Genomic DNA, 26,505 nt, shown 5'->3' with positions numbered 1-26,505 from the left:
TCCCGGCTTCGTCGTGCGGTACCACGTGTCGCGCGGTACGGTCCTGCGATCTACAACCAGGTGTCCTCCGTGACAGAGGTGAGGAACGCTTCGAGGTCGTCGCGCCAGGGCGCCGGCGTCGTCTTCTCCGGTTCGATCCCGGTGTACTGCCCGCGGTAGAAGAGCAGCGGGCGTTCCTTCTCGTCGCGCACCTCGCTCAGCGACGACACGCGACCGAAGACCACCCAGTGGTCTCCCCCGTCGTGCACCGTCTCGACCGTGCAATCGATGTGCGCAAGCGATCCCGTCAGGACGGGTGAGCCCAACGGGGAGGGCGTCCAGTCGAGTCCGGCGAACTTGTCGGGTTCGCGAGAACCGAACCGCGCGCAGGTCTCCTGCTGTTCCTCGGCAAGGACGTTGACGCAGAAGCGGCCCGCTCGTTCGATGGCCGCCCACGACCGCGACTGCTTCGTGGGGCAGAACAACACCAGCGGCGGGTCGAGCGACAACGCTGCGAACGACTGGCACGCGAATCCTACAGGCGTTCCGTCGTCCTCGGTGGTGGTGATGACGGTGACGCCGGTGCAGAACTGCCCGAGCACGGTGCGGAAGGCCTGTGGGTCGATCGCACCGTTCTCTCCGGCCTCCGGCGCGGTCATTACTGCATTCCCACCGAGAAGTCGTGGCCCCACAGGCTCACGGCCGTGGATTCACGGGCGATCCAGTCGTCGTCCTCGACCTGCAGCCCCTCGCAACCGAATTCGACGTCGAATCCGCCGGGGGTCTTCATGTAGAAGGACAGCATCTTGTCGTTGACGTGGCGTCCGAGCGTCGCCGACATCTTGACCTTCTTCCGCAGTGCGCGGTCGAGGGCGAGACCGACGTCGTCGGAGTTCTCCACCTCGATCATCAGGTGCACGATGCCCGACGGGGTGGGCATGGGCAGGAAGGCGAGGCTGTGGTGGCGCGGGTTGCATCCGAAGAACCTCAGCCAGGCCGGTTTTCCGTCGGCGGGCCGGCCGACCATCTGCGGAGGCATCCGCATGGAGTCGCGCAGGCGGAAACCGAGCACGTCGCGGTAGAAGCGCAGCGATTCCTCGTCGTCGCGGGTCGAGAGCACCACGTGCCCGAGACCCTGCTCGCCGGTGACGAACTTGTGCCCGTACGGGCTGACGACGCGGCGGTGTTCGAGGGCGGCACCGTGGAACGCCTCGAGGGTGTTGCCCGACGGATCCTGGAAGACGATCAGTTCGTCGACGCGACGATCGGCGAGTTGCTCGGCGGTGCCCTCCTTGAACGGGACGCCTGCCGCGGAGAGACTGTCGCGAACCGACTGGAGATCGGCGGCGTTCGCGGTCTCCCAGCCCGAGACGAGCAGCGTGTCGGACTCGTGCGGCTCGATGACGAGCCGGGCCGGAAAGTCGTCCATCCGCAGGTACAACGCGTCGGCGTGGGTGCCCTTGCCCTCGATCATGCCGAGGACCTTGAGTCCGTACTCGCGCCAGGCCGGGACGTCGGTGGCGCCGATCCGGAGATATGCCAGCGACCGGATACTCATCTATTCGACTCCATCCGTGAGGAAATCCGCTGTCAGGCGGTTGAATTCGTCGAACTTCTCGAGCTGGGCCCAGTGGCCGCATCCACCGAACACGTGCAACTGTGCACGCGGGATCATCTTCAGTGCGACGAGTGCACCGTCGAGCGGGTTGACGCGGTCCTCGCGACCCCAGATCAGCAGTACCCGCTGACGGAGTTTGTAGGCGTCGCGCCAGAGCATCCCCTTCTCGAATTCGGCGCTGGAGAACGACTTCCCCATCGCCTTCGCCGCAGCGAGCGACTCGGGGGTGCTCGCCGACGCGAACCGCTCCTCGACGAGCTCGGGGGTGATCAGCGACTGGTCGAAGACCATGATCCGCAGGAACGCCTCGAGATTTTCGCGGGTGGGCTCGTACGAGAACCGGCCGAGATTCTTGACCCCCTCGGTGGGGTCGGGTGCGAACAGGTTGACGCTCAGCCCACCCGGCCCCATGAGGACGAGTCGCCCTGCGCGCTCGGGGTAGTCGAGCGCGAACCGCACGGCGGCACCACCACCGAGCGAGTTGCCGAGGAGGTGGACGCGGTCGGTGATCCCGAGCGTGTCGAGCAGGTCCTTCAGCGCGGACGCGCTGTGCACGAAGTACTGCGGATGCTCGGTCGGCTTGTCGGACCTGCCGTAGCCGGGCTGGTCGACGGCGAGCACGTGGAACCGTTGTGCCAGCACCGGAATGTTCCTGGCGAAGTTCGACCACGACGACGCGCCCGGGCCACCGCCGTGGAGCAGGACGATCGTGGTGTCGTTGCCGACACCGGCCTCGTGGTAGTGCAGGCGCAGGTCGTCGCGGACCTGCGCGAAACGGGAGGTCGACTCGTAGGTGATCTCGTCGATTGCGGTCACATCCACCCCTAGACCATCGTGTCGGTGATCGGCAGGCCGAATTCGGCGGCACCGAACATCACGTAGGCGCGTTCGGCGTCGTTGGCGGCGTGCACACGACCGGCGTGCGCGTCGCGCCAGAAACGCTGGATGGGTGTGCCGTCCGCGAGTGCGGTGGCACCCGAGTTCTCGAAGAGACGGTCGATCGACGTGATGGCACGGCCGGTCGCGCGGACCTGGTCGCGACGCGCCCGCAGCCGCAGTTCCATCGGAACCTCCTCGCCGGCGAGGAGGTGGGCGTACTCGTCGGCGACGTTGCCCGACAGCTGACGCCAGGCCGCGTCGATGTCGCTGGAGGCCTCGGCGATGCGCACCTTGGCGAACGGATCGTCCTTGGCCTTCTCGCCGGCGTACGCCGCACGGACACGCTTGCCCTGGTGTTCGACGTGCGCCTCGTACGCGCCGTAGGCCATGCCGACGATGGGCGTCGAGATGGTCGTGGGATGGATGGTGCCCCACGGCATCTTGTAGACGGGTGCGGTGTTGCGCTCGAGCCCGGGCGAGGCGAGGTCGTTCATGGCCTTGAAGCTGAGGAAGCGGTGGCGCGGGACGAAGACGTCCTTGACCTTGATCGTGTTGGATCCGGTGCCGCGCAGGCCGACCACGTGCCACACGTCGTCGATCTCGTACTCGGAACGAGGGATCAGGAAGCTGCCGAAGTCGACGGGGCGGCCGTCCTTGATGACCGGGCCACCGACGACGACCCAGCTCGCGTGGTCGCATCCGGACGACCAGGCCCACGCACCGTTGACCTTGTATCCGCCGTCGACGACCTCACCGGCACCCATGGGCGCGTAGGACGAGGAGATGCGGACGTCGGTGTCGTCGCCCCAGACCTCTTCCTGGGCCTGCTGGTCGAAGAGTGCGAGGTGCCAGTTGTGGACGCCGATGATGCCGGAGACCCATCCGGTCGAGCCGCACGCGCTCGCGATGTTGCGCACCGCGGTGAAGAAGGTGACGGGATCGGCCTCGTATCCACCCCACTGGGCCGGTTGCAGAAGTTTGAAGAAGCCGGCCTCCTGGAGTTCCTTGATCGAGTCGTCGGGCACCCGGCGCAGATTCTCGGCCTCCTGCGCACGTTCTCGCAGCGTGGGCAGCAGAGCGTCGATCCGCTGCAGTACCTCGTGGCTGTCGTGGTCACCCACTGGACGCTCCCGTCTGTTCAGGAATTGATCGCTTGTACCGAGACTAGAACATGTTCTTATTCGTGTCGAGACGCGCCACACCCGCAGGTAGACAATCTCTGTGGCGGGACCAAAGTCCCCGAACCCTTCCCCTCGGGACGCGAATTCTATAACGTGTTCTAGAAGAGATTTCCGGAGGGAAGTGAGCGGACATGGCACAGATTCGCGAGATCGACGTCGGAGAGGTCCGGACGCGTTTCGCGCGAGGCTGGCACTGCCTCGGCCTCAGTCGCACGTTCAAGGACGGCAAGCCTCACGCCGTCGAGGCCTTCGGCACGAAACTCGTGGTGTGGGCCGACAGCAACGGCGACGCGAAGGTGCTCGACGCGTACTGCCGCCACATGGGCGGCGACCTGTCACAGGGCGAGATCAAGGGCGATTCGGTTGCGTGCCCGTTCCACGACTGGCGCTGGGGCGGCAACGGCAAGTGCACGGACATCCCGTACGCCAAGCGTGTTCCCCCGCTGGCCCGCACCCGTTCGTGGATCACGATGGAGAAGCACGGCCAGCTGTTCGTGTGGAACGACCCCGAGGGCAACACCCCGCCTCCGGAGGTCACCATCCCCGAGATCGAGCAGTACGGCTCGGACGAGTGGACGGACTGGACCTGGAACCAGATCCGGATCGAAGGTTCCAACTGTCGCGAGATCATCGACAACGTCGTCGACATGGCGCACTTCTTCTACATCCACTACGCCTTCCCCACGTTCTTCAAGAACGTCTTCGAGGGGCACATCGCGGAGCAGTACCTCAACACCCGCGGCCGGCCGGACAAGGGTATGGCGACGCAGTACGGGCTGGAGTCGACGCTCGAGTCGTACGCGGCCTATTACGGCCCCTCCTACATGATCAATCCGCTGAAGAACAACTACGGTGGGTACCAGACCGAATCCGTGCTGATCAACTCCCACTACCCGATCACGCACGATTCGTTCATGCTGCAGTACGGCATCATCGTCAAGAAGCCGCAGGGCATGTCACCCGAGCAGTCCGACGTGCTGGCCGCCAAGCTCACCGAGGGTGTCGGCGAGGGCTTCCTGCAGGACGTCGAGATCTGGAAGAACAAGACAAAGATCGACAATCCCCTGCTGTGCGATGAGGACGGTCCGGTCTACCAGCTCCGCCGCTGGTACGAGCAGTTCTACGTCGACGTCGCCGACGTGACGGAGAAGATGACGGGCCGCTTCGAGTTCGAGGTCGACACCGCCAAGGCCAACGAGGCCTGGGAGAAGGAGGTCGCCGAGAATCTCGAGCGTAAGAAGCGCGAGGAAGAACAGGGCAAGCAGGAAGCGGAGGTGTGACGATGAGTGCCTCGACCCGGCGGAGCAGGTGGGCGAAGTCCCCGGACTTCTCCCAGTGGCCCGAGCGGGCCGAGGCCGTCGCCGCCCAGACCGCGATCGACAAGATCAACTATCTGGATTCGGGTCAGCACGAGGTGCAGTGCCGCGAGTGCGGCACCTGCGTGCTGGTGCGCAAGAACAGCCTGTCGCACACGAGCGTGCAGTGGCAGGAGGATCCGGACACCGTGTGCCCGACCTTCCGCGAGACCGCCTCGCTCCGAGGCTCGTCCATCACACCGCGCGAAGGGTGTCCGCGGCTCCGGGAGAGCATCGACCGGGCCGTGCTCGACGGCACCCTTCCCGTACCGGACGGATCACCCACCTGACCGATTCCGACCCCGATCGACCCCGCGACGGCACCGTCCCTATCGGACGGTGCCGTCGCTCGTCGTCGGCCGGCGATATCGCGTTCCAGTGTCGGCGTCACCGCGTCTTCGCTTCACGTCCAGGGCTCTTCGCATTCGGGGATGGACTCGGCACCGCCATTTCTATAACGTGTTCTACATGACGAAGCAGGAGTACGACATCGTTGTCGTCGGCAGCGGTGCCGGCGGAATGACCGCCGCCATCACCGCAGCCCGCAAGGGCGCCGACGTGGTCCTGATCGAGAAGGCGTCGCGCTACGGCGGGTCGAGCGCCCGATCGGGCGGCGGTGTGTGGATTCCCAACAACGAGGCGCTGAAGTCCGCCGGGGTGGACGACACCCCCGAAGAAGCCCGGAAGTACCTCCACAGCATCATCGGCGACGGCGTACCTGCCGAGAAGATCGACACCTACATCGATCGCGGACCGGAGATGCTCTCCTTCGTCCTGAAGAACAGCGCCCTCGAACTGCAATGGGTACCGGGCTATTCCGACTACTACCCCGAGGCGCCGGGCGGACGTCCCAGTGGCCGTTCGGTCGAACCGACGCCCTTCGACGGCCGCCGTCTCGGCGAGGATCTCGCTCTCCTCGAACCCGACTACGCCCGAGCTCCCAAGAACTTCGTCATCACCCAGGCCGACTACAAGTGGCTGAACCTGCTCATGCGGAATCCGCGCGGACCGGTTCGCGCCATGCGGGTCGGCGCTCGGTTCGTCTGGGCGAACATCACCAAGAAGCACCTGCTCGTCCGAGGCCAGGCGCTCATGGCCGGGCTGCGGATCGGTCTGCGCGACGCCGGTGTGCCCCTGCTACTGGAGACGGCGCTCACCGACCTCGTCGTCGAGGACGGGGTCGTGCGCGGCGTCGAGGTGGTCGCGAACGGCGAGAAGTGCGTCATCCGTGCCCGCAAGGGCGTGATCCTCGCAAGCGGCGGTTTCGAGCACAACGCCGAGATGCGGGCGCAGTACCAGCGTCAGCCGATCGGCACCGAGTGGACCGTGGGCGCGAAGGCGAACACCGGAGACGGCATCCGCGCCGGACAGAAGCTGGGCGCCGCAGTCGATTTCATGGACGATGCCTGGTGGGGACCGTCCTTCACTCTCACCGGCGGCCCGTGGTTCGCACTGTCGGAACGCAGCCTCCCCGGGTGCCTCATGGTCAACGCCGCAGGCAAGCGTTTCGTCAACGAGTCGGCGCCCTACGTCGAAGCGACGCATGCGATGTACGGCGGCAAGCACGGCCGCGGCGAGGGACCGGGCGAGAACATCCCCAGCTGGCTGATCCTCGATCAGCGCTACCGCGACCGCTACACCTTCGCCGGCATCACCCCCCGCACTCCCTTCCCCCGCCGGTGGCTCGAGGCCGGGGTGCTCGTCAAGGCCGGTTCCGTCGCCGAACTCGCCGAGAAGATCGGGGTACCGGCCGACGCCCTCACCGAGACGGTGCAGCGGTTCAACGGCTTCGCCCGGGCCGGCAAGGACGAGGACTTCGGCCGCGGCGAATCCCACTACGACCACTACTACGGGGATCCGCGCAACAAGCCGAATCCGAGCCTCGGCGTGGTCGACAAGGCCCCGTTCTACGCGTTCAAGGTGGTCCCCGGCGATCTCGGCACCAAGGGCGGGCTCGTCACCGATGTCCATGGCCGGGTGGTGCGCGAGGACGGCAGCGTGATCGACGGCCTGTACGCGACCGGTAACGCCAGCTCCCCGGTCATGGGTCACACCTACGCCGGGCCCGGCGCCACCATCGGACCGGCGATGACCTTCGGCTATCTCGCGGCCCTGGACATCCTGGACCGCACGCGTGACGAACGTGCCGAAGAGCTGCGAGAATCCGCCGACACCGTGTGACCCGATCGACTCGCGTTCGAGCCGTAGAAAGGAAGTACCCGTGCCCATCGATCCCTCGGTTGCCGTCGGAGCCGAACTGCCCGCTCAGGAGTTCGAGTGGAGCAGCACCGATGTCCAGCTCTACAACCTCGGCATCGGTGCCGGGTCCCATCCCACCGACGCGGGTGAACTGCGTTACCTCCGGGACAGGGGTCCCCAGGTACTCCCCACCTTCGCGACCGTCGCCGCGACCTTCCACCAGGTCGAGCCGCCGAAGGTCTCATTCCCCGGGATCGAGATCGATCTCGCCAAGGTCGTCCACGGCAGCCAGGAGGTGACCGTGCACGCGCCCATCCCCGCTTCGGGCAAGGGCCGCACGGTCACCCGCATCGCCGAGGTGTGGGACAAGGGCAAGGCCGCGGTCGTCGTGCAGGAATCGGTGACCGAGGATCTCGACGGCAATCCCCTGTGGACCGCGCGGTCGTCGATCTTCGCCCGCGGTGAGGGTGGTTTCGGCGGCGAGCGCGGCCCGTCGGAGTCGGTGGAGTATCCCGATCGTGAACCGGACGCCGAGTTCGACGTGCCGACCCTTCCACAGCAGGCGCTGCTCTACCGCCTGTGCGGCGACCGCAATCCCCTCCACTCCGATCCCGAGTTCGCATCCGCGGCGGGCTTCCCGGCACCGATTCTGCACGGGCTGTGCACCTACGGCATCGTGTGCAAGGCGGTGACCGACGGTCTGCTCGACGCCGACGCATCGCGCGTGAAGGGATTCCGCGCCCGGTTCGCCGGTGTGGTCTTCCCCGGCGAGACCCTCCGGGTGCGCGTGTGGAACGACGGCGACCGCAAACTCGTGACCGTCTCCGTCATCGAACGCGATCTCGCCCCTGCCCTGGCCGACGTGGTACTCACCGTGGCGTGATCGCCACGCCCTCCCGAAAGAGCGACATTCGAACATGACACTTCGTGATTCGTCGCCGCGCCTGTCGCGGCGCGGTTTCCTCGCGGCCGGCGCCGGTGCGTTGGCGGTCTCCGCCCTCGGTGGATGGACCCCGGTACATGCCGTCCCCTCCGGGTCCGCGGCCTCGACGCTCCCCACTCCCCCGGTGTTCCCCGACGGCATCGATCTCTACCAGCAGGCGTACCAGAACTGGTCCAAGGAGATCATGCTGGACGCCATCTGGACCTGCGCGCCTCGCACCCCCGACGACGTGGTGCGCCTGGTGAACTGGGCGCACGAGAACGGATACACCATCCGTCCGCGCGGGGCCATGCACGGCTGGACACCGCTGACGATCGTCAACGGCGCACCCGTCGACCGGGTGATCCTCGCCGACACCATGCTCCATCTCGACTGGGTCCAGGTGAACCCCGGAGGCTCCCCCGCGACCGTCACGGCAGGTCCCGGCGCGACGCTCGACGTCATCACCACTGCATTGCAGGACCACGGTCTCGGACTCGCGAATCTTCCTGCGCCCGGCGTGTTGTCGATCGCCGGGGCGCTCGCCGTCAACGCGCACGGCGCCGCCCTGCCCGCCAACGGTGAATCCACCCTCCCCGGTCACACCTTCGGGTCGCTGAGCAATCTCGTGACCGAACTGACCGCCGTCGTGTGGGACGGCAGCGCCTACGCACTGCGTACCTTCACCCGCGCCGATCCCGAGATCACCCCGCTGCTCACGCATCTCGGCCGGACGTTCATCACGTCCGTCACGTTGCAGGCCGGACCGAACTATCGCATGCGCTGCCAGTCCTTCACCGACATCACCTGGCAGGAACTGTTCTCCCCCGCCGGTTCGCCGGGTCGGACCTTCGAGTCGTTCGTCGATTCGGCGGGGCGGGCCGAGGCGATCTGGTATCCGTTCACGGAACGTCCGTGGATGAAGGTGTGGTCGCTCGCACCGGAGAAGCCGGCCACCTCGCGGGAGGTCACCGGGCCGTACAACTACCCGTTCTCCGACAACGTGCCCGAACCGATCACCGACCTGCTGGGGCACATCACGGCCGGGAACACTTCGATCGCACCGGCTTTCGGTCAGACCTATTACGGCGTGACCGTGGCCGGTCTCGCAGCGACGGGATCGTCCGACATCTGGGGCTGGTCGAAGGATCTGCAGTTCTACATCAAGGCGACCACCCTGCGACTGACCGAGGGTGGCGGTGCGGTGCTCACGAACCGCGCCAACATCGCCAACGTGATCCACGACTTCGCGCACTGGTTCTCCGAGCGCATCGAGCACTACCGCAGCCTGGGACAGTTCCCTCTCAACGGTCCGGTCGAAATCCGGTGCTGCGGACTGGATCGGCCGGAGGACGTCCTCGTCCCGTCGGCGGGACCGCCGACGATCGCGTCGACCCGCCCGCGTCCCGACCACCCGGAATGGGACACCGCCATCTGGCTCAACGTTCTCGGTGTCCCGGGAACTCCCGGCATGTTCGCCTTCTACCGGGAGATGGAGCAGTGGATGCGGCAGCGGTACAACGGAAGCGACTCGACCTTCCGGCCGGAATGGTCGAAGGGCTGGGCGTTCGGTCCCGACCTGCCGTACACCGACGAGCAGATCCTGACGCAGGGCCTGCCCGACACCTACCGGGAAGGTGTTCCCTCGGACGAGAACTGGGATTCGGCTCGCGCGGTCTACAACCGTCTCGATCCGCATCGGGTCTTCAGCAACACCTTCATCGACACCCTGCTCCCCTGATCTCCCACGGGCGTCCTCGCTCACCACGGGCACAGCGCAGTCCTTTGCTAGGGTTCGCACCATGCGGAACGTGCGAAGGTGGATCGGTGCTGCTGCTGTGCCCGTGCTGGTTCTCGCGGGAGGTGTGACACTCGCGGGAACCGCGGTGGCCCTTCCCGACACGGGTTCGGTCGCCGTGTCGAACGGCACCGACGCCCCGGTGACCTTCGAGGCCGACGGCACCACCTTCCACGGCAGCCTCCGCAACCCGGACGGAGCCGCGGTGGCCGCCGCACTGCTGCTCCCGGGCAGCGGCACCACCGATCGCAACGGCAACCAGCCCGGCTGGGCGGCCGACACCCTGGTGCGCACCGCGGACGCACTCGCCGCCCACGGCATCGCGAGCCTGCGCTTCGACAAGATCGGGGCCGGTGAGACGGGCCTCGGGTCCTACACGGTCGAGACCATCGGCGAGTACGGCTTCACCGAGCAGGTCGACCACGCCGAAGCCGCGGTGCGTCTGCTCGCTGAACACACCGGAGTCTCCCCCGAGGAGATCCTCGTCCTCGGACACAGCGAGGGTGCACTGACCGCGCTCGCACTCGCCGATCGCGGTATCGGAAGCGGCTTCGCACTTCTCGCTCCGCTGCCGATGCGCTACCTGGACCTGCTGACCGCCCAGCTGAATGCCGTGGTGGATTCCGGACAGCTCGGCCCCGACGGCGAGGCGGTCCGGGCCGACCTGCCGCGTGCCGTCGAGTCGCTGCGGACGACCGGGGCCTTCCCCACCGATCTGCACCCGATCCTCGCGCAGTTCGGCATGAACCCCGCGAACGCGAAGTTCCTCTTCGAGTCCGACCAGCTCGACCCGGTTGAGCTCGCCGCGGAGCTGGCGGCCGACACCCCGGTGCTGCTCACCTGTTCCGACAAGGACCTGAACATCAACTGCGCGCAGGTCGAGCCGCTGCGAAACGCCCTCGCCCACACCGACCTGCAGTTCGAGCACTTCACCACCGCCAACCACAGTCTCGAGGAACTCGGCCCGCTGCAGCCCGGCCCGGCCGACCAGGTGGCGCTGCTGCCCACCTCGTTCGAGTTCTCGGCGGCGATCGACAGTTGGGCGGCCGCACGCGGTCGCTGACTGTCGTGTTGTAGGTGATTGTCGTGGTGTAACTCGGGTATCCCGGGCACATGACAGCACTGCACGCCGTGGCCCTGAACTGCACGCTCAAGCCGTCCCCCGCCGAGTCCAGCACCGACAAGATGGTGGCGCACGTGTTCGACGCACTGTCGAAGCACGACGTCAGCGTCGAAACCGTCCGGGTCGTCGACTTCGACGTCAAGCCCGGTGTCGAAGCCGACATGGGCGATGGGGATCAATGGCCGGAGATCGTCGAGCGCATCGTCTCGGCCGACATCCTGCTCGTCGCCACACCGACCTGGGTGGGACACATGTCGAGCGTCGCCCAGCGCGTCCTCGAGCGGCTCGATGCCGAACTGTCGAACACCGACGACGAGAACCGTCCACGCATGGTGGGCAAGGTCGGGATCGCCGCAGTCGTCGGCAACGAGGACGGCGCGCACAAGATCGTCGCCGACCTGTTCCAGAGCCTCAACGACATCGGTTTCTCGATCCCTGCGCAGAGCTCGACCTACTGGAACGGCGAGGCGATGTCGGGCACCGACTTCAAGGATCTCGACGAGATCCCCGAAGCGGTGCGCTCGACCACCGAATCCGTCGCCCGCAACGCCGTGCACCTGGCGACGCTGTTGCGTCAGCGCCAGTACGCGCCCTACCCGGGATGAACCCACCCGCCGGCCGGACGCCGACGGTCAGCGACTGACGGCCTTCTGGTACCTGCGGATCGCGAACGGCACGAACACGATCAGCATCAACGCTGTCCACATCAGCGACGCGAGGACCGGATTCTGCAGGGGCCACACGTCGGGGGGCGGCACCATGGGATTGGTGTTGCCGAACAGTTCGCGGACCGCCTGCGTGACGGCCGAGATGGGATTCCATTCGGCGATGACGCGCAGCACCGTCGGCATCGACGACGGGTCGACGAACGTGTTGGCGATGAACGACAGCGGGAAGATCACCATGAAGCTCGCGTTGTTGAAGACCTCGGGTGTGCGGATCCACATGCCGATCACGGCCATCACCCACGACAGGGCGTAGGCGAACAACAACAGCAACAGGTAGCCGGCGAGCGCCTCACCGACCGAGGTGTTGATCCGCCACCCCACGAGAAGACCGGTCAACGACATCACCACGAGGCTGAGCACATTGATCAGCACGTCGGTGCTGGTGCGTCCGATGAGCACCGCGGACGGGGCCATCGGCAGCGACCGGAACCGGTCGATGATGCCCTTCTGCAGGTCTTCGACCATCCCGAGGCCCGTCCAGGTGGATCCGAAGATGACCGTCTGGGTGAAGATGCCTGCGATGAGGAACTCCCGGTACGAGACGCCGGGAACGTCGATCGCGCTGCCGAAGACGTATGCGAAGAGCAGCACGAACATGATCGGCGACAGCGTCGTGAAGACCAGCAGATCCGGCACACGCTTGATCTTGATCATGTTGCGCTTGGCAATGGTCAGGCCGTCGGATGCGACCATCTCGAGTGTGCTCACGACACCGCCTCCTCGACCTTCTCGTCCGTGCCGCGACCGGTGAGCGTGAGGAACACGTCGTCGAGGGTCGGTTTCCGCAGTGCGACGTCGGAGACCCGGATGCCCGCGGCCGACAGCTTCCCGAGCGCCATCACGAGCCCGTCGGTTCCGCCGCCCGAGTCGCCGCTGACCGGCACGGTGATGCGGCCGGTACTGCGCTCGACCCTGACCTCCCCGGACGCCACCGATTCGAGCTCGCGAACCGCGCGGTCGCGCTGATCGGTGTCGGTCACGGCGAGTTCGATGCGTTCGCCACCGACGCGGCTCTTGAGCTCGTCGGCCGTGCCGCGGGCGATGACCGTGCCCCGATCGATCACGACGATGTCGTCGGCGAGGCGTTCGGCCTCGTCCATGTACTGCGTCGTCAGCAGCAGCGTCGTGCCGCGTTGCACGAGGGTGTCGATGACGTCCCACAACCCGAGGCGGGCCCGCGGATCGAGACCCGTCGTGGGTTCGTCGAGGAACAGCACCGGAGGATCGGCGACGAGCGCACCGGCGAGGTCGAGGCGGCGTCGCATACCGCCCGAATAACCCTTGACCGGGCGATCGCCCGCTTCTTCGAGATCGAACTGTTCGAGCAACTCGCGTGCCCGGAGGCGACTGCGTTTGGCGCCGAGGTGGTACAGCCGGCCGACCATCTCGAGGTTCTCGAAGCCTGTGAGATATTCGTCGACCGCCGCGTACTGCCCCGATGCTCCGATCCTGGAGCGGAGCTTTCGCGCCTCGGTGAGGACGTCGTATCCCGCCACTTCGGCGCGACCGGCATCGGGGACGAGCAGTGTCGTCAACACCCGCACCGTGGTGGTCTTTCCGGCCCCATTGGGCCCGAGCAGCGCGGTGACCGTCCCCTCCGGCACTCGCAGATCTACCCCGTCGAGCGCTCTGAGCTGCCCGTATGTCTTGATCAGTCCTTCTGCAACTATGGCGTCGGCCATCAGTTTCTCCCCTGACTGTGGTGGTGAGCACAGTGTGCACGAAGAGACCGACACGGTTCGACGGGTTTTCTCATCGCTCCGCCGGGAGGATCGCTCAGCCCGTCACCCGGGCGGCGTTGCCGGCGTCGATCGGCAGCACGGTGCCGGAGATGTGTGCGGACGCCTCGTCGGCGAAGAACAGAACCGCACGGGTGACCTCGGCCGGGTCGAGCCACGGCACCGGTTGTGCGTGCAGGGAGGTGAACACCGGAGCGACATCGTCGGCGGTCGGATGTTCGAGGTCGGGCCGCAGCATCCCGTAGAGCGCGTCGTTGTGGATCATCGGCGTGGAGATGTTGCCCGGGGCGACGGCGTTGACGGTGATGCCGTTCTGCGCGAGGTCCAGGGCGGCGCTCTTCGTCAGGCCGATCACGCCCCACTTCGACGCCGCATACGCGGCCATGTTGGTGTTGCCCGCTCGGCCGAGCATCGACGACACCGTGACGATACGACCGTAGCCGCGTTCGATCATCCCCGGCGTGACCGCGGCGACGGTGTTGAACACCCCGGTGAGATTGGACGCGATCGCTTCGTCCCACATCTCCTGCGACATGCGGTACACCGGTGCCGCGACCGACACCCCGGCATTGGCGACCGCGATGTCGATCCGCCCGAGTTCGGCGTGGGCACGAGCCACCAGCGCGTCCATCGCCGGACGGTCGGCGGTGTCGAGTGTCGCAGAGACGGCGCGGCGACCGGTCGCCTCGACGAGTTGCACCGTCTCCGCGAGGTCCTCCTCGGTCGCCAGCGGATATCCCACCACCGGTGAGTCGGAACACCGGTCGCAGACGACCACGTCGGCGCCTGCCTCGGCGAATGCGACGGCGTGCGAGCGTCCTTGGCCCCGCGCCGCTCCCGTCACGAATGCGACCTTGCCCTCGAAACCCATCATGACGTCCTTCCGTCGGCGCGTGATCACCTCCCTTGTACCGCGCCGAGCGAAAGGACGGATGGGTGATTCCCGGACAGCGGACATGCCCGGGGAGCAGGCACGAATCAGACGGGGATCAGAGCCCGGTCCGGGCCTTCACCCGTCCCTGTTCGATGGCGTCGTGCAGCGCCTGCAGGTCGCGTTCGTTGCGGTCCGCGTAGGCCACCGCGAACGACGAGACCGCCTCGTCGAACTCCTCGTCCGTGCCGAGATAGGCCGCCAATGCGATCCGGTCGCCGGCCCGCGCATGGGCGAAGGCGAGGACTCGGCCGCAGAGTCGGCCGTAGAGCTTCAGGCCCTTGGGCACCATCTCCTCGATCACCGCCGAACCCTTGCCGTCGCGGAGCTGACGGATATAGAAATCCCGGTTCACCCCGTCGGCCCCGGCGCCCTGCTGCCAGCCGAGGAAGATGTCGCTCGCCGACTGCATCAGCCGCTGACCGTTGACGACCCGTTCGCCCTCGTTCCGGAAGGTCGGACCGTCGACGTAGTACGACAGCACCGAACGCTGGGCCTCCTTCGCCTGCAGGAACAACGGATCGTCGTCGTCCGCACCGCGCAGCAGGAGGATCCACGCCCGCGTGCCGACACTGCCCACTCCGACGACCTTCCGCGCGGCCTGGACCAGTTCGAACTGTTCGAGGAGGACTCGGCGGTCCCACTGTAGTGTCGCCCGGTACGAACGGACACGGCCGTACAACTCGTCGTAGATCGCCTCGGCGTCGAGGTCGGCGAAGACCTCTTCGACGGGCACGATGAGCGGCGGATCGCTGATGATCCGGCGGTGACCGTCGATGATGGTGGTCAGCTTCTCCAGTGCCTGGAGGCTGTCGCGGCGCGAGGCCTTGTCGAGCGCTTTCCGCGTGCGTTTCTCCATCTTCGCATCCAGCAGGCCACCCAACCCCGCTATCTCGGTCGTGGGATCGAGGTGGGAGTACCGCACGGCCAGATTTCCGAGTTGCGCTTGCCTACAGATCGTCTCGCGGTACTCTGCGGCACATGCCCGGGTGATCTTCCGGCGTTCCTTCGCGGTGAACCCGTTGTCGCGACCGGCGATCTCGAGGCTTGCGACCAGGCGCTTGACGTCCCATTCGAACGGCCCCGGATAGGTTTCGTCGAAGTCGTTGACGTCGAAGGCCGTTCTCCGTTCCGGAGTCGCGAACAGGCCGAAATTGCTCGCGTGGGCGTCGCCGCACAGCTGTGTGTGCAGACCACTGTCGGATGTGCGCGACAGATCGTCGGCCATCACCAGTGCAGCACCGCGGAAGAACGCGAACGCCGACGTCGCCATGCGGCCGTACCGGACCGGAACGAGCTGGGGGACGCGCGACTGCGCCTGACTCTCGAGCAGCGCGATCGGATCCCGGGACGACTCCCCGAGATCGGCCAGCGACTCGACGGGAGTGCCCCTCCGAGCGGCGAGACCGTTCTGGACCCGCTGTTCGCGCGTCGGATGCACGACATGTCCGTCCGTGACCGACATGGGTCCTCCCACGGGGATATCACCGGAGTGTGGGCCTTCATAGTAGGCAGGCCTGCGGTCCCCTGGGAGGGAAACGGCGTCAGGACCGCGACAGCACCAGCCCTGAGGTCGGAACTCCTGTTCCTGCCGTGACCAGGACGTGGTCGACGTCGTCGACCTGGTTGACGGCCGTGCCGCGGATCTGCCGTACGCCCTCCGCGATGCCGTTCATGCCGTGGATGTAGGCCTCGCCCAGCTGACCGCCGTGCGTGTTGATCGGTAGCCGTCCGCCCACCTGGATGCCGTCGGCGACGAAGTCCTTGGCCTCACCGCGGCCGCAGAAACCGAGTTCTTCGAGCTGCATGAGCACGTACGGGGTGAAGTGGTCGTAGAGCACGGCCGTGGCGATGTCCTGCGGTCCGATGCCCGCCTGCTCCCACAACTGGTCGCCGACGATGCCCATCTCCGGCAGGCCTGTGAGCCCGTCCCGGTAGTAGCTGGTCATGATGTACTGATCGGGTCCGCTCCCCTGCGCCGCGGCCGCGATCATCGCTGGGGTCTGCTTCAGGTCCTTCGCCCGCGCGGCGCTGGTGACGACGATCGCGACGCCGCCGTCCGATTCCTGGCAGCAGTCGAGCAGGTGCAGCGGCTCGGCGATCCACCGCGAGTTCTGGTGGTCCTCGAGCGTGATCGGCTTGCCGTGGAAGAACGCCTTCGGGTTCGTGGCGGCGTGCGCCCGATCCGCGACCGCCACGGCGCCGAAGTCGGCGCTCGTCGCACCGGAGACGTGCATGTAGCGTTGCGCGACCATCGCGACGAACGAGGCCGGTGTGCTCAGCCCGTGCGGGTAGGAGAACGCGTTGTCGGTTCCCGACGAATTCACCTGTGCGGCAAGGTCAATGTTGACCTGCCCGTACCGCGCGCCGGACCGCTCGTTGAACGCCCGGTACGCGACCACCACGTCGGCCACGCCGGTCGCGACGGCCATCGCCGCCTGCTGCACCGTCGCGCACGCCGCACCGCCGCCGTAGTGGATGCGGGAGAAGAACTTCAGGTGGGGAATGCCCACCGAACGGGCCACGGCCACTTCGGTGTTGGTGTCCATCGTGAACGAGACCAGACCGTCGACGTCGGCCGGGGTCAGTCCCGCGTCGTCGAGGGCGGCGCACACCGCTTCGGCCGCGAGGCGGAGTTCGCTGCGGCCGGAGTCCTTCGAGAAGTCGGTCGCGCCGATGCCGACGATCGCCGCTGCACCCGACAGGCCGCTCATGCGGTGCCTCCGATCACGACAGTGGCTGTGGCCGTGATGTGTTTGCCCAGACTGTTGGTGCCGGTGATGTCGACGGTGACCAGTCCGTCCTCGACGGACGCGACGGTGCCCGAGAGGGTCAGGGTGTCGTAGGCGTACCAGGGCACGCCCAGTCTCAGCGAGATCGACTTCACCACCGCGCGGGGGCCGGCCCAGTCGGTGACGTAGCGCTGCACGAGGCCGGTGTCGGTGAGGATGTTGACGAAGATGTCCTTCGATCCGCGCTGCTGTGCCTTGTCGCGGTCGTGGTGCACGTCCTGGAAGTCGCGTGTGGCCAGGGCCGTCGACACGATGAAGGTGGGATCGGCGTGGATCCCGAGGGAGGGCAGGCTCTCGCCCGTCGTGACGGTCGGGGTGCTCACACGTCCTCCTCGAGGGGCTTCCAGGCGTACAGCGTCCACGGCTGCCCGCCGGTCTCGTCGTCGCCGGGGAAGTCGAGGAAGGTGACCTCGACCGGCATCCCGATGCGTACCTGTCCAGGGTCGACGTCGCGGAGTTCACCGAGCATCCGGACACCCTCGTCGAGTTCGACGAGCGCGACGACGAAGGGCACCTGCCGCCCCGGCACCTTGGGCGCGTGGTGGACGACGAAGCTGAACACCGTTCCGCGACCGGAGGATACGACGTAGTCGGTGGTTTCCGACTTGTCGAGCCAGAGCGCCGGGACGGGTGGGTGCTGCAGGGTGCCGTCGGGGCGTCGCTGGATGCGCAGTTCGTGGGTGGCCACGCCGTCCCAGAAGAATTGCGTGTCGCGGGAGACGGACGGGCGGAGCATCCGCGTGGGGTCGAGATCGTCGGGTACCGCGGATGTGGGCCGGTCTTCCGACGTCTCCGCGCGCTCGTCCTTCGACGGCGGTGCGAACTTCAGGATGCGGAATAGCATCTCGGCGACGACCTCGTCGCCGACCTTCCACAGGTTGCGGGTGGTGAAGAACCATCCCTCTCCGAGCCCGGTCCGCTTCGGGCCGACGACGTCCTCGAGGGTGGATTCGATCGTCACCTGCTCGCCGTGGCGCAGGTAGCGGTGGTAGATCTGGTCGCAGTTGGTGGCGACCACCGAGGTGTAGCCGGCGTCGTCGAGGATCTGCGTCATCCGGCCGAGCGGGTCGTCCTTCTCGCGTTCGGCGCCGAGGCCGCGCATCGTCCACACCTGCGCCATCGCGGGCGGGGCCACGAGACCACCGTGACCGGCTGCGATCGCCGCGGTCTCGTCGGTGTAGATCGGGTTGTCGTCGCCGATCGCCTCGAGCCAGTTGCGGATCATCGGCATGTTCACCGGATCGCGGCCGGGTCGCGGCGCGGACGGGCCGTCGCCGCGGACCTTCTCGGCCGCCTGCCGGATCTCCTCGGGGATCCTCCCCCGAGCATCTCGTGTCACCGAACCTTGTGTCACCGAATTCTCCTGCCTCACCGCGGGACCCGCGGCATGCCCAGACCGGCGGTGGCGATCAGTTCGCGCATCACCTCGTTGACGCCACCGCCGAAGGTGATGACGACATTGCGTTTGGCCATCATGTCGAGCCAGCGGAGCAGATCGGCGGTGTCGTCGTCGGCCGGATCGCCGAAGGCACCGACGATCTCCTCGGCGAGGCGCCCGACGCGCTGGATCCGCTCGGTGGCGAACACCTTGGTCGCCGAGGCATCGGCGATGTCGACGGCGTCGTTGCTGCTCGCCGCGACCTGCCAGTTGAGCAGTTCGTTGAGTCGCCAGGTCGCGTGGATCTCGCCGAGTGCGCGTCGCACCTCGGGGCGGTCCCGGAGTTCGTGGGCGCGGACCCATTCGACGAGCCGGTCGTAGATGCCGGCGACGCGACCGGCCGGGCCGAGCATGACGCGTTCGTGGTTGAGTTGGGTGGTGATGAGCTTCCAGCCCTTGTTCTCCTCGCCGACGAGCATCTCGACGGGAACGCATACGTCGCTGTAGTAGGTGGCGTTGACGTGGTGGGCACCGTCGCACGTGATGATCGGCGTCCAGCTGAAGCCGGGATCCTTGGTGTCGACGATGAGCACGGAGATGCCGCGGTGACGCGAGTCGGCGGGGCCGGTGCGGACGGCGAGCCAGATGTAGTCGGCGTCGTGCCCGCCGGTGGTGAAGATCTTCTGTCCGTTGACGATGTAGTGGTCGCCGTCGCGGACGGCGGTGGTGCGCAGGGCGGCGAGGTCGGTACCGGCCTCGGGTTCGGAGTAGCCGATGGCGAAGTGCACCTCGCCGGCGAGGATGGCGGGCAGGAACTTTCGCTTCTGTTCGTCGGTCCCGTAGACCTGCAGGGTCGGGCCGACGGTCTGCAGGGTGACGCTCGGCAACGGCACGTCGGCGCGGACGGCCTCGTTGGCGAAGATCTGCTGTTCCACGTCGCCGAAGCCGCGGCCGCCGAACTCGACGGGCCAGCCTACGCCGAGCCAACCGTCCTTGCCCATGCGACGCACGACCTCGCGATAGGTGGGGCCGTGCCGCTCCGTGCGCATGATCGCAGCCTCCTCGGGTGAGACGAGGCTGCTGAAGTAGCGCCGCAGTTCGGCTTGCAGTGCGCGCTGGTCGTCGGTCAGATCGATGAACACCGGGCCCCCACGAGGTCGAGTCGGTACGAGGCGCCGCCGAGCAACCGGGCGAGGTCCTTGGCGGTCGACGAGTACTTGTGCAGCGGATAGGTCTCGTCCACACCCACGCCGCCGTGCAGGTGGTGCAGCACCCGCATGGCCGGCGGCAGTTCGGCGGCGATCCAGTAGGCGGTGATGTCGAGATCGTCCGCGGCGTCGAGACCTTCGGCCAGGCGCCAGACCGACGACAGCGCCGCGACGTGCAGGGTGCGGGCGGTGACGTAGACGTCGGCGATCTGCTGTGCGACGGCCTGGAAGGTCGCGAGCGGCTTGCCGAACTGGTGCCGCTCGCTGACGTGCTTCGCCGTGAGTTCGGTTGCCCCGGAGAGCAGTCCGTCGGCGAAGGCCGCCACGGCGGCGAGCGCGATCCGGTGGAGCATCGCCACAGCGTCGGTGCCGGATTCGGCGAGCAGGACACCCACGGCGCCGTCGGCGCGCACCGAGAACTCGGGAGAGCCGGTCGAGGTGGGGCTCGAACGCAGGGTCATGCCCACGGCGTCGGGAGCCACCGCGACCACGCCTGCGTCGGTGGGCAGCAGCACCACGCGTGCCCGATCGGCGTAGGGCACGGCGACGAACGAACCGGTGACCGCGTGGCCCCCGTCGGTGGCGACCGCCGTGGCGGCCGGTTGCTCCGGGAAGGCGCGCCCCGGTTCGCCGAGCGCGGCCGTGAGCACGGCTCCTTCGGCGACGCCGGCGAGCAGGTCGTCCTGTTGCTGTTCGGAGGCGAGCGCGAGGATCGGCAGCACGCCCAGGCCGAGGGTGACCAGGGCCGGGGTCTGCGCGGCTCCGCGTCCGATCTCGGTGAGCACGGTGGCGACCTCGCCGAGCCCGAGGCCCGACCCGCCGAGACGCTCCGGCAGAGCGAGCGAGAGCAGGTCGGCGTCGGCCAGCGCGGCCCACAACGCGTCGTCGGTGAGGCCGCGTTTCAGGAGACCGGCCGCCACACCGGCGATTTCCTCCTGTGTCTCGTCACGTGCGAAGTCCACCGTCACCCACCTTCGAATAGAACGTGTTCTAGTTGTAGCACTCCCCGGCGCCCTGCGGAAGGACCGCTCAATCGCGCGGCAGGCCCAGGAGCCGCTCGGCCGCCATGGTGAGCAGGATCTGCTCGGTTCCGCCGGCGATCGTCAGGCACCGGGTGTTGAGGAACTCCCGGGTGAGCGGACCTTCCACCCAGCCGGCCTCGCCCGCGAGATCCATGGCGAGCTCGGCGGTGTCCTGCCGCTGCCGCACGCCGATGAGCTTGCGGACGCTGGACGCGGCGCCCGGATCCTGCCCTTCGAGCTGCGCGAGGGTCGCCCGCAGATCGAGGAGCGAACCGACCGTCGCCTCCCCGATCTGCGTCGCGATGCGGTCCTCGGCGACGGGATCGCCGGGGGTCGACAGTTCGAGCAGTCCCTCGATGCGCGGCCCCAGCGACGATTTGCCCCCCATTGCGACGCGTTCGTTGGCGAGGGTCGTGCGGGCCAGCTTCCAGCCGTCGCCGAGATTGCCCACCACGCAGTCGTCCGGCACGAAGACCGAATCGAGGAAGACCTCGTTGAACAACGCGTCGCCGGTGATCTCGCGCAGCGGCGAGATCGTGATGCCCGCCGACTTCATATCGACGAGGAAGTAGGTGATGCCCTTGTGCTTGGGGACGTCGCGGTCGGTGCGGGCGAGACAGATCGCCCAGTCCGCCTGCTGTGCGAGCGAGGTCCACACCTTCTGCCCGCGCAGCACCCATCCGCCGTCGGCCTTCTCGGCACTCGTGCGCAGCGCCGCGAGGTCCGAGCCGGCGCCGGGTTCGGAGAACAGCTGACACCAGACCACGTCGCCGCGCAGGGTGGGCATCACGAAACGCTCGATCTGCTCGAGTGTTCCGTGTGCGAGGACGGTCGGAATCGCCCACCAGCCGATCACGAGGTCGGGACGTTCGATGCCGGCGGCGGCGAGCTCCTCCTGGACGACGAGCTGTTCGGCGGCGCCGGCTCCGCGACCGTAGGGCGGCGGCCAGTGCGGCGCGAGCAGGCCCGATTCGGCGAGGGCGACACGGCGCTCGGATTCGGGTGCGGCGGCGATCTTCTCGACCTCCGCACGGATCCGCGCGCGTTTCTCCTCGTGATCGGACAGGTCGATACCGAGGTGACGGCGCGCGCCGTCGCGGACCAGGGTCGTCAGCCGCGAGCGCCACGCGGTGGAACCGCCGAGCACCTGGCGGGTGGCGACCGCACGGCGGAGATAGAAGTGTGCGTCGTGTTCCCATGTGAACCCGATGCCGCCGAGCACCTGGATCGCGTCCTTGGCGGTCTGCACCGCGGCATCGAGTGCGATCGCTGCGGCGGCCGCCGCCGCGATCGGCAGTTCGTCGGGCTGCGCGTCGACGGTGACCGCCGCATCCCAGGCCACGGCCCGGATCTTCTCGGTGCGGCAGAGCATTTCGGCGCAGATGTGTTTGACGGCCTGGAACGAACCGATCGGTTTTCCGAACTGTTCGCGGATCCTCGCGTACTCGACGGCGGTGGTCAGCGCCCAGCCGGCGAGACCGGCCAGCTCCGCGGCGGCGAGGCCGGCGGTCAGGTCGCGCACGAAGCCGGCCGGGACGGTCGCGACCCGATCGGCCGGGACCGTCGCGTCGTCGAGGCGGACGCGGGCCACCGCGCGGGAGGCGTCGATGGTCTCGAGCGGTTCGATGTGCAGACCCGGATCATCGGCCTCGACGAGCGCCCAGCTCTCGACGGCCGGATCACCTTCACCCGCGACACGGACGAGCACGGCGACCCCGGCTTCGGCACCCACGGCCGGTCCGGCCTCACCGCGCAGCAGGACTCCGTCACCCGCCGGCTCCGCGGTCACGGCCGAGTCGAGAGCGAGCGCGGTGGGGACCTCACCCTCGGCGAGCCGTTCCGTCGTCTTGGCGACGGTCTCACCGGCACGGCCGAACACGAGGGCGGCCACGACGGTGGTCAGGATCGGGCCCGGTGCGAGTTCGTAGGCGGCCTGCTCGAGCATGACGGCCAGGTCCACGGTGGTCGCGCCGAGGCCGCCCGCCTCCTCCGGGACGGCGACGCCGAAGACTCCGAGTTCTGCGAGGGAGGACCAGCCGTCGCGCCACGTCGCGTCGCTTGCGCGACGTATCGTCGACATGGGGTCTACGGCACGTGACCAGGCCTGGACAGATGCCTGAACGGCCCGCTGCTCCTCGGTCGTGGCGATACTCACAGCGGTTTCCGCCCTTCCGAATGACATCATTGCTAGAACGTGTTCTAATATGGCACCGATTCAGAGTCAAGGCGTGAGGAAACGAATCTATGGCCACCCCGTCCCGCTCCCGTGCCAACGGACACGGAACTCTGACCGCCCTCACCGAGGACGATCTCAGTTCCAATGCCCAGAAGGAACGTCGCAAGCGGATTCTCGACGCCACCCTGGCGCTCGCGTCGAAGGGTGGTTACGAGGCCGTGCAGATGCGGGCGGTGGCAGAACGCGCGGACGTCGCGGTCGGCACCCTCTACCGATACTTCCCGTCCAAGGTCCACCTGCTGGTCTCCGCCCTCGGCCGTGAATTCGCCCGCATCGAAGGCAAGGGCCGGATCCCACCCGGCCACAGCCCCCTCGAGCGCATGCACCTCATCCTGGGCCTGATCACCAAGGCCATGCAGCGCGATCCCCTGCTCACCGAGGCCATGACACGGGCGTTCATGTTCGCCGACGCTTCCGCCGCCGCCGAGGTCGACCAGGTGGGCACCCTCATGGACCGACTGTTCGCACGGGCCATGAACGACGGCGAGCCCACCGAGGAAGAACTCGCCATCGCACGCGTCATCAGCGACGTGTGGCTGTCGAATCTCGTCGCCTGGCTCACGCGCCGTTCGTCGGCCACCGATGTCGCCCGCCGGCTCGAACTGACGGTGGAGCTGCTGCTCGGCGACGGCTCGCGCGTGCCGAAGACGGTCGCGTCAGAAGCCTGACGGCGCTCGCGTCCGAAGCCCCGCGGCGCTCGCGCCGGAAGCCCCGCGGCGCTCGCGCCGGAAGCCCGACGTCCGATCCGCCGCTTCCTGTAACCGGAAACACGTGGTCGCAATACCCAGCGGGTCGGATTCGTGCCCCACTCTGACCTAACGTGGAGCAGGTGAGTGCCCACGATCTTCCGATTGACCTTCGACGTGCTCTGGTGGCTGTCGCGCGGACGCCCCGCCTGCTCGTGGCGACCGACTACGACGGCACCATCTCCCCCATCGTGAGCGATCCCGAGAAGGCCTACCCGCACGACGATGCGGTGCGGGCGCTGCGGGGCCTCGCCGCTCTGCCGTCGACGGCCGCTGCCGTCATCTCGGGACGCGCTCTCAAGGATCTCGCCGCCCTGTCGCGTCTGCCGGTCGAGGTCAAACTCGTCGGCAGCCACGGCTCCGAGTTCGACATCGGATTCGTCCACGAGATCGATCCCGACGCGAGGGACCTCCTCGCCACGATCGTCGAGGGACTGCACTCGGTGGCATCCCGGTTCGACGGCGTGCAGGTGGAGGCCAAGCCCGCGAGCGCCGCGCTGCACGTGCGCAACGCCTCTCCCGCCGATGCCGAGCAGGCCCTCGATCTCGTGCGCAGCGGCCTCGCGCTCCAGCCCGGTGTGCAGGTCACCGAGGGCAAGGCAGTCATCGAGTTGTCCGTGGTGCCCACCGACAAGGGCAAGGCGCTCGACGTCATCCGCCACCAGGAAGCCGCCAGCGCGGCGGTCTTCTTCGGCGACGACGTGACCGACGAGAAGGCCTTCCGTTCGCTGCAGGGCCCGGACGTCGGGGTGAAGATCGGCGACGGCGACACCGCCGCCGAGTACCGCGTCCGCACCAGCGAAGAGGTCATCGCCGCACTCGCGTTCCTGCTCGAGGAACGTCGCACCTGGTTGTCCGGCGCCCACGTCGCGCCGATCGAACGCCTGACCATGCTCGCGAGCCCCCGCTCGAAGGCACTCGTCACCCCCGACGGCACGATCACCTGGCTGTGCCACCCCGAACCCGATTCCGCGGCGGTGTTCGCCCATCTCCTCGGCGGTGACGCAGCCGGTCACTTCACCATCGGCCCGACCCGCCAGGCACTGCCGCTCAGCCAGCGCTACGTCGACTCGACGATGACGGTGGTGACCCGGTGGGCGTCGCTCGCGGTGATCGACTACCTCCCGCACGACGTCGAGGCCGGCCGTACCGACCTCACGCGCGTGATCACCGGGCGCGCGAGCGCGGTGGTGACCTTCGCCCCGCGACCGGAGTTCGGACAGGGACAGGTCACCCTCGAGGTCGAGGACGACGGCATCCGCGTCATGGGCTTCAACGAGCCCTACGTCCTGCGCTCCCCCGGCGTGCGGTGGGACATCACCACGGACGGCGTGCACCAGACGGCCCACGCCGTGGTCGACCCCACCGAGAACGACATCATCCTCGAACTCCGCTGCGGCACCGACGATCTCGATGAGCACCCGGTGCCGGAGGTCGAGCGTCGGGCACAGTCCGAGGCCTACTGGCACACGTGGGCGTCCCAGCTCGAGCTGCCGCCGCTCAAGCCCGATCTCATGAAGCGTTCGGCGCTCACCCTGCGGGGGCTGGTCCACGGTCCGACGGGCTCGATCCTCGCCGCGGCGACCACCTCGCTCCCCGAGGAGATCGGCGGTGTCCGCAACTGGGACTACCGCTACTGCTGGCTGCGCGACGCCGCGCTCACGGCGCAGGCGCTCGTGCGGGTCGGATCCCTCGAGGAGGCCGAGAACTATCTCGACTGGGTCCACCGCGTCCTCGAGACCGTGCCGGGCCCCGAACGTCTGCACCCGCTGTACACGCTCGCCGGCGGACCGCTGCCGCCCGAGGCCGTGATCGACTCGCTTCCCGGATACGCCGGTTCGCGGCCCGTGCGGGTCGGCAACGCGGCGAACCAGCAGGTGCAACTCGACGTCTTCGGCCCGATCGTCGACCTGATCGCCGACCTCGCGCACAGCCGCGAGTCGCGCGGCGTGTCCCACGACCGTGCCCTCACCGACCGGGACTGGGAACTCGTCTGCTCGATGGTCACCGCGGTCGAACGGCGCTGGTTCGAACCGGACCACGGCATCTGGGAGATCCGCCACGCACCCCGCCACCATGTGTACTCGAAGGTCATGGGGTGGCTGACCGTCGACCGGGCACTGACGCTCGCCGAGAAGTTCGGCCGGACCGCCGGCGAGGGCTGGGCGGCGCTGCGCGACGAGATCGCCGAGGAGGTCACCGAGAAGGGCTGGAACGACGAGGTCCAGTCGTTCACCTCGGCCTACGACGGCACCGATCTCGACGCGGCCACCCTGTTCATCGGCCTCACCGGACTCGTCGACCCGCAGGACGAGCGGTTCCGGGCGACCGTGCAGGCCACCGAACGGGAGTTGCGCAGCGGCGCGACCGTCTACCGCTATCACAGCGACGACGGCCTGCCGGGCGCCGAAGGCGGCTTCCACCTGTGCGCGGCGTGGCTGGTCGCGGCCTACCTGCTGGTCGGGCAGCGCAACGACGCCGAGGCGCTGTTCGCGCAGCTGGTCGCGGCGGCCGGACCGACCGGGCTGCTCAGCGAGGAGTACGACCCCGTCGCGGAGCGTGCGCTGGGCAACCACCCGCAGGCGTACAGTCACATCGGTCTGCTGCGCTGCGCCCAGCTGCTGTCGGGCGCGAAGGCCACGGGCGACCGGCAGCACTGAGCTACGAGCGG

Annotated in this window: 23 protein-coding genes; 9 read left to right on the top strand and 14 right to left on the bottom strand. The window is 67.9% G+C overall.

Annotated elements, in window-relative coordinates:
* Positions 1-50: 50 nt before the first annotated feature.
* The 4 genes from hsaB to hsaA are packed head-to-tail and all read right to left on the bottom strand — an operon-like array spanning position 51 to position 3,597.
* Positions 51-638, bottom strand: a complete 588-nt coding sequence (gene hsaB, locus QR64_RS02120) for a 3-hydroxy-9,10-secoandrosta-1,3,5(10)-triene-9,17-dione monooxygenase reductase subunit (protein ID WP_019290157.1) — start codon at positions 636-638, stop codon at positions 51-53.
* Positions 638-1,537, bottom strand: a complete 900-nt coding sequence (hsaC, locus tag QR64_RS02115) for an iron-dependent extradiol dioxygenase HsaC (RefSeq protein WP_019290158.1) — start codon at positions 1,535-1,537, stop codon at positions 638-640. Before hsaC ends, hsaB begins: the two co-directional genes overlap by 1 nt.
* The gene (gene hsaD, locus QR64_RS02110) at positions 1,538-2,413 is read right to left on the bottom strand and encodes a 4,5:9,10-diseco-3-hydroxy-5,9,17-trioxoandrosta-1(10),2-diene-4-oate hydrolase (protein WP_006550449.1); all 876 of its coding nucleotides are present in this window, start codon (positions 2,411-2,413) and stop codon (positions 1,538-1,540) included. It lies immediately after the preceding gene.
* Positions 2,414-2,421: 8 nt separating this feature from the next.
* Positions 2,422-3,597 (bottom strand): 3-hydroxy-9,10-secoandrosta-1,3,5(10)-triene-9,17-dione monooxygenase oxygenase subunit, encoded by a 1,176-nt coding sequence (gene hsaA / locus QR64_RS02105; RefSeq protein WP_006550450.1) that lies wholly within the window; start codon positions 3,595-3,597, stop codon positions 2,422-2,424.
* 191 nt (positions 3,598-3,788) lie between these two features.
* Here hsaA and QR64_RS02100 point away from each other — a divergent pair, with 191 nt between their 5' ends.
* The 7 genes from QR64_RS02100 to QR64_RS02070 all read left to right on the top strand — a co-directional run bounded on the left by QR64_RS02100 (position 3,789) and on the right by QR64_RS02070 (position 11,659).
* On the top strand, positions 3,789-4,937 hold the full coding sequence (locus QR64_RS02100) for a Rieske 2Fe-2S domain-containing protein (RefSeq protein WP_039583850.1): 1,149 nt from the start codon (positions 3,789-3,791) through the stop codon (positions 4,935-4,937).
* A gap of 2 nt (positions 4,938-4,939) precedes the next feature.
* On the top strand, positions 4,940-5,302 hold the full coding sequence (locus tag QR64_RS02095) for a hypothetical protein (protein ID WP_033096911.1): 363 nt from the start codon (positions 4,940-4,942) through the stop codon (positions 5,300-5,302).
* A gap of 178 nt (positions 5,303-5,480) precedes the next feature.
* Positions 5,481-7,193 (top strand): 3-oxosteroid 1-dehydrogenase, encoded by a 1,713-nt coding sequence (kstD, locus tag QR64_RS02090; RefSeq protein ID WP_006550453.1) that lies wholly within the window; start codon positions 5,481-5,483, stop codon positions 7,191-7,193.
* A 40-nt stretch (positions 7,194-7,233) separates the two neighbouring features.
* A complete protein-coding gene (locus QR64_RS02085; protein ID WP_006550454.1) occupies positions 7,234-8,094 on the top strand; it encodes a MaoC/PaaZ C-terminal domain-containing protein in 861 nt (286 codons plus the stop codon).
* A gap of 34 nt (positions 8,095-8,128) precedes the next feature.
* On the top strand, positions 8,129-9,874 hold the full coding sequence (locus QR64_RS02080; RefSeq protein WP_024102878.1) for a cholesterol oxidase substrate-binding domain-containing protein: 1,746 nt from the start codon (positions 8,129-8,131) through the stop codon (positions 9,872-9,874).
* A gap of 61 nt (positions 9,875-9,935) precedes the next feature.
* Complete coding sequence (locus QR64_RS02075; RefSeq protein WP_228044839.1) at positions 9,936-10,994, top strand: alpha/beta hydrolase family protein; 1,059 nt, start codon at positions 9,936-9,938, stop codon at positions 10,992-10,994.
* 50 nt (positions 10,995-11,044) lie between these two features.
* Positions 11,045-11,659: a flavodoxin family protein gene (locus tag QR64_RS02070; protein WP_006550457.1), complete on the top strand. Its 615-nt coding sequence runs from the start codon at positions 11,045-11,047 to the stop codon at positions 11,657-11,659.
* Between the two features lie 27 nt (positions 11,660-11,686).
* Here the strand turns inward: QR64_RS02070 and QR64_RS02065 are convergent, their stop codons facing one another.
* The 10 genes from QR64_RS02065 to QR64_RS02020 all read right to left on the bottom strand — a co-directional run bounded on the left by QR64_RS02065 (position 11,687) and on the right by QR64_RS02020 (position 23,007).
* Positions 11,687-12,475 (bottom strand): ABC transporter permease, encoded by a 789-nt coding sequence (locus QR64_RS02065; protein ID WP_170318477.1) that lies wholly within the window; start codon positions 12,473-12,475, stop codon positions 11,687-11,689.
* Positions 12,476-12,486: 11 nt separating this feature from the next.
* The gene (locus QR64_RS02060) at positions 12,487-13,464 is read right to left on the bottom strand and encodes a daunorubicin resistance protein DrrA family ABC transporter ATP-binding protein (protein WP_033096913.1); all 978 of its coding nucleotides are present in this window, start codon (positions 13,462-13,464) and stop codon (positions 12,487-12,489) included.
* Positions 13,465-13,558: 94 nt separating this feature from the next.
* The gene (locus QR64_RS02055; RefSeq protein WP_170318476.1) at positions 13,559-14,395 is read right to left on the bottom strand and encodes a mycofactocin-coupled SDR family oxidoreductase; all 837 of its coding nucleotides are present in this window, start codon (positions 14,393-14,395) and stop codon (positions 13,559-13,561) included.
* Positions 14,396-14,510: 115 nt separating this feature from the next.
* Positions 14,511-15,917: a DUF2252 domain-containing protein gene (locus QR64_RS02050; protein ID WP_006550461.1), complete on the bottom strand. Its 1,407-nt coding sequence runs from the start codon at positions 15,915-15,917 to the stop codon at positions 14,511-14,513.
* Between the two features lie 79 nt (positions 15,918-15,996).
* Positions 15,997-17,166, bottom strand: coding sequence for a lipid-transfer protein (locus tag QR64_RS02045; RefSeq protein WP_019290166.1), 1,170 nt, complete (start codon positions 17,164-17,166; stop codon positions 15,997-15,999).
* Positions 17,163-17,567, bottom strand: coding sequence for a MaoC family dehydratase (locus QR64_RS02040; protein WP_033096915.1), 405 nt, complete (start codon positions 17,565-17,567; stop codon positions 17,163-17,165). Before QR64_RS02040 ends, QR64_RS02045 begins: the two co-directional genes overlap by 4 nt.
* Positions 17,564-18,583, bottom strand: coding sequence for a bifunctional MaoC family dehydratase N-terminal/OB-fold nucleic acid binding domain-containing protein (locus tag QR64_RS02035; RefSeq protein ID WP_006550464.1), 1,020 nt, complete (start codon positions 18,581-18,583; stop codon positions 17,564-17,566). The genes QR64_RS02040 and QR64_RS02035 overlap by 4 nt, the downstream gene beginning before the upstream one ends.
* A 29-nt stretch (positions 18,584-18,612) precedes the next feature.
* Complete coding sequence (locus QR64_RS02030) at positions 18,613-19,764, bottom strand: acyl-CoA dehydrogenase family protein (RefSeq protein WP_039583845.1); 1,152 nt, start codon at positions 19,762-19,764, stop codon at positions 18,613-18,615.
* Complete coding sequence (locus tag QR64_RS02025) at positions 19,749-20,792, bottom strand: acyl-CoA dehydrogenase family protein (protein WP_039583887.1); 1,044 nt, start codon at positions 20,790-20,792, stop codon at positions 19,749-19,751. The genes QR64_RS02030 and QR64_RS02025 overlap by 16 nt, the downstream gene beginning before the upstream one ends.
* A gap of 67 nt (positions 20,793-20,859) precedes the next feature.
* Positions 20,860-23,007, bottom strand: coding sequence for an acyl-CoA dehydrogenase (locus tag QR64_RS02020; protein WP_039583843.1), 2,148 nt, complete (start codon positions 23,005-23,007; stop codon positions 20,860-20,862).
* 89 nt (positions 23,008-23,096) lie between these two features.
* On the opposite strand from QR64_RS02020, the gene kstR reads away from it, so the two are divergent.
* Entirely contained in the window at positions 23,097-23,756 is a 660-nt protein-coding gene (kstR, locus tag QR64_RS02015) for a cholesterol catabolism transcriptional regulator KstR (RefSeq protein ID WP_006550468.1), read from the top strand.
* Positions 23,757-23,917: 161 nt separating this feature from the next.
* The gene (gene otsB / locus QR64_RS02010) at positions 23,918-26,494 is read left to right on the top strand and encodes a trehalose-phosphatase (RefSeq protein WP_039583886.1); all 2,577 of its coding nucleotides are present in this window, start codon (positions 23,918-23,920) and stop codon (positions 26,492-26,494) included.
* Positions 26,495-26,505 lie beyond the last annotated feature (11 nt).

The organism is Rhodococcus sp. Chr-9 (genome assembly GCF_000801125.1).
In the GTDB taxonomy this organism is placed as follows: Bacteria; Actinomycetota; Actinomycetes; order Mycobacteriales; family Mycobacteriaceae; genus Rhodococcus; species Rhodococcus pyridinivorans.
Note: the sequence above shows the minus strand (reverse complement) of the source record. Positions and strands in the feature narration are given on the sequence as shown.

What these genes read in the sequence shown, in the direction of transcription:
- QR64_RS02095 (WP_033096911.1), top strand. Translation starts at nt 4,940, where the DNA reads ATGAGTGCCTCGACCCGGCGGAGCAGGTGGGCGAAGTCCCCGGACTTC.
- QR64_RS02045 (WP_019290166.1), bottom strand. Translation starts at nt 17,166, where the DNA reads ATGAGCGGCCTGTCGGGTGCAGCGGCGATCGTCGGCATCGGCGCGACC.
- hsaB (WP_019290157.1), bottom strand. Translation starts at nt 638, where the DNA reads ATGACCGCGCCGGAGGCCGGAGAGAACGGTGCGATCGACCCACAGGCC.
- QR64_RS02070 (WP_006550457.1), top strand. Translation starts at nt 11,045, where the DNA reads ATGACAGCACTGCACGCCGTGGCCCTGAACTGCACGCTCAAGCCGTCC.
- kstD (WP_006550453.1), top strand. Translation starts at nt 5,481, where the DNA reads ATGACGAAGCAGGAGTACGACATCGTTGTCGTCGGCAGCGGTGCCGGC.
- QR64_RS02075 (WP_228044839.1), top strand. Translation starts at nt 9,936, where the DNA reads ATGCGGAACGTGCGAAGGTGGATCGGTGCTGCTGCTGTGCCCGTGCTG.
- QR64_RS02050 (WP_006550461.1), bottom strand. Translation starts at nt 15,917, where the DNA reads ATGTCGGTCACGGACGGACATGTCGTGCATCCGACGCGCGAACAGCGG.
- hsaC (WP_019290158.1), bottom strand. Translation starts at nt 1,537, where the DNA reads ATGAGTATCCGGTCGCTGGCATATCTCCGGATCGGCGCCACCGACGTC.
- QR64_RS02065 (WP_170318477.1), bottom strand. Translation starts at nt 12,475, where the DNA reads ATGGTCGCATCCGACGGCCTGACCATTGCCAAGCGCAACATGATCAAG.
- kstR (WP_006550468.1), top strand. Translation starts at nt 23,097, where the DNA reads ATGGCCACCCCGTCCCGCTCCCGTGCCAACGGACACGGAACTCTGACC.
- QR64_RS02055 (WP_170318476.1), bottom strand. Translation starts at nt 14,395, where the DNA reads ATGATGGGTTTCGAGGGCAAGGTCGCATTCGTGACGGGAGCGGCGCGG.
- QR64_RS02080 (WP_024102878.1), top strand. Translation starts at nt 8,129, where the DNA reads ATGACACTTCGTGATTCGTCGCCGCGCCTGTCGCGGCGCGGTTTCCTC.
- QR64_RS02060 (WP_033096913.1), bottom strand. Translation starts at nt 13,464, where the DNA reads ATGGCCGACGCCATAGTTGCAGAAGGACTGATCAAGACATACGGGCAG.
- QR64_RS02100 (WP_039583850.1), top strand. Translation starts at nt 3,789, where the DNA reads ATGGCACAGATTCGCGAGATCGACGTCGGAGAGGTCCGGACGCGTTTC.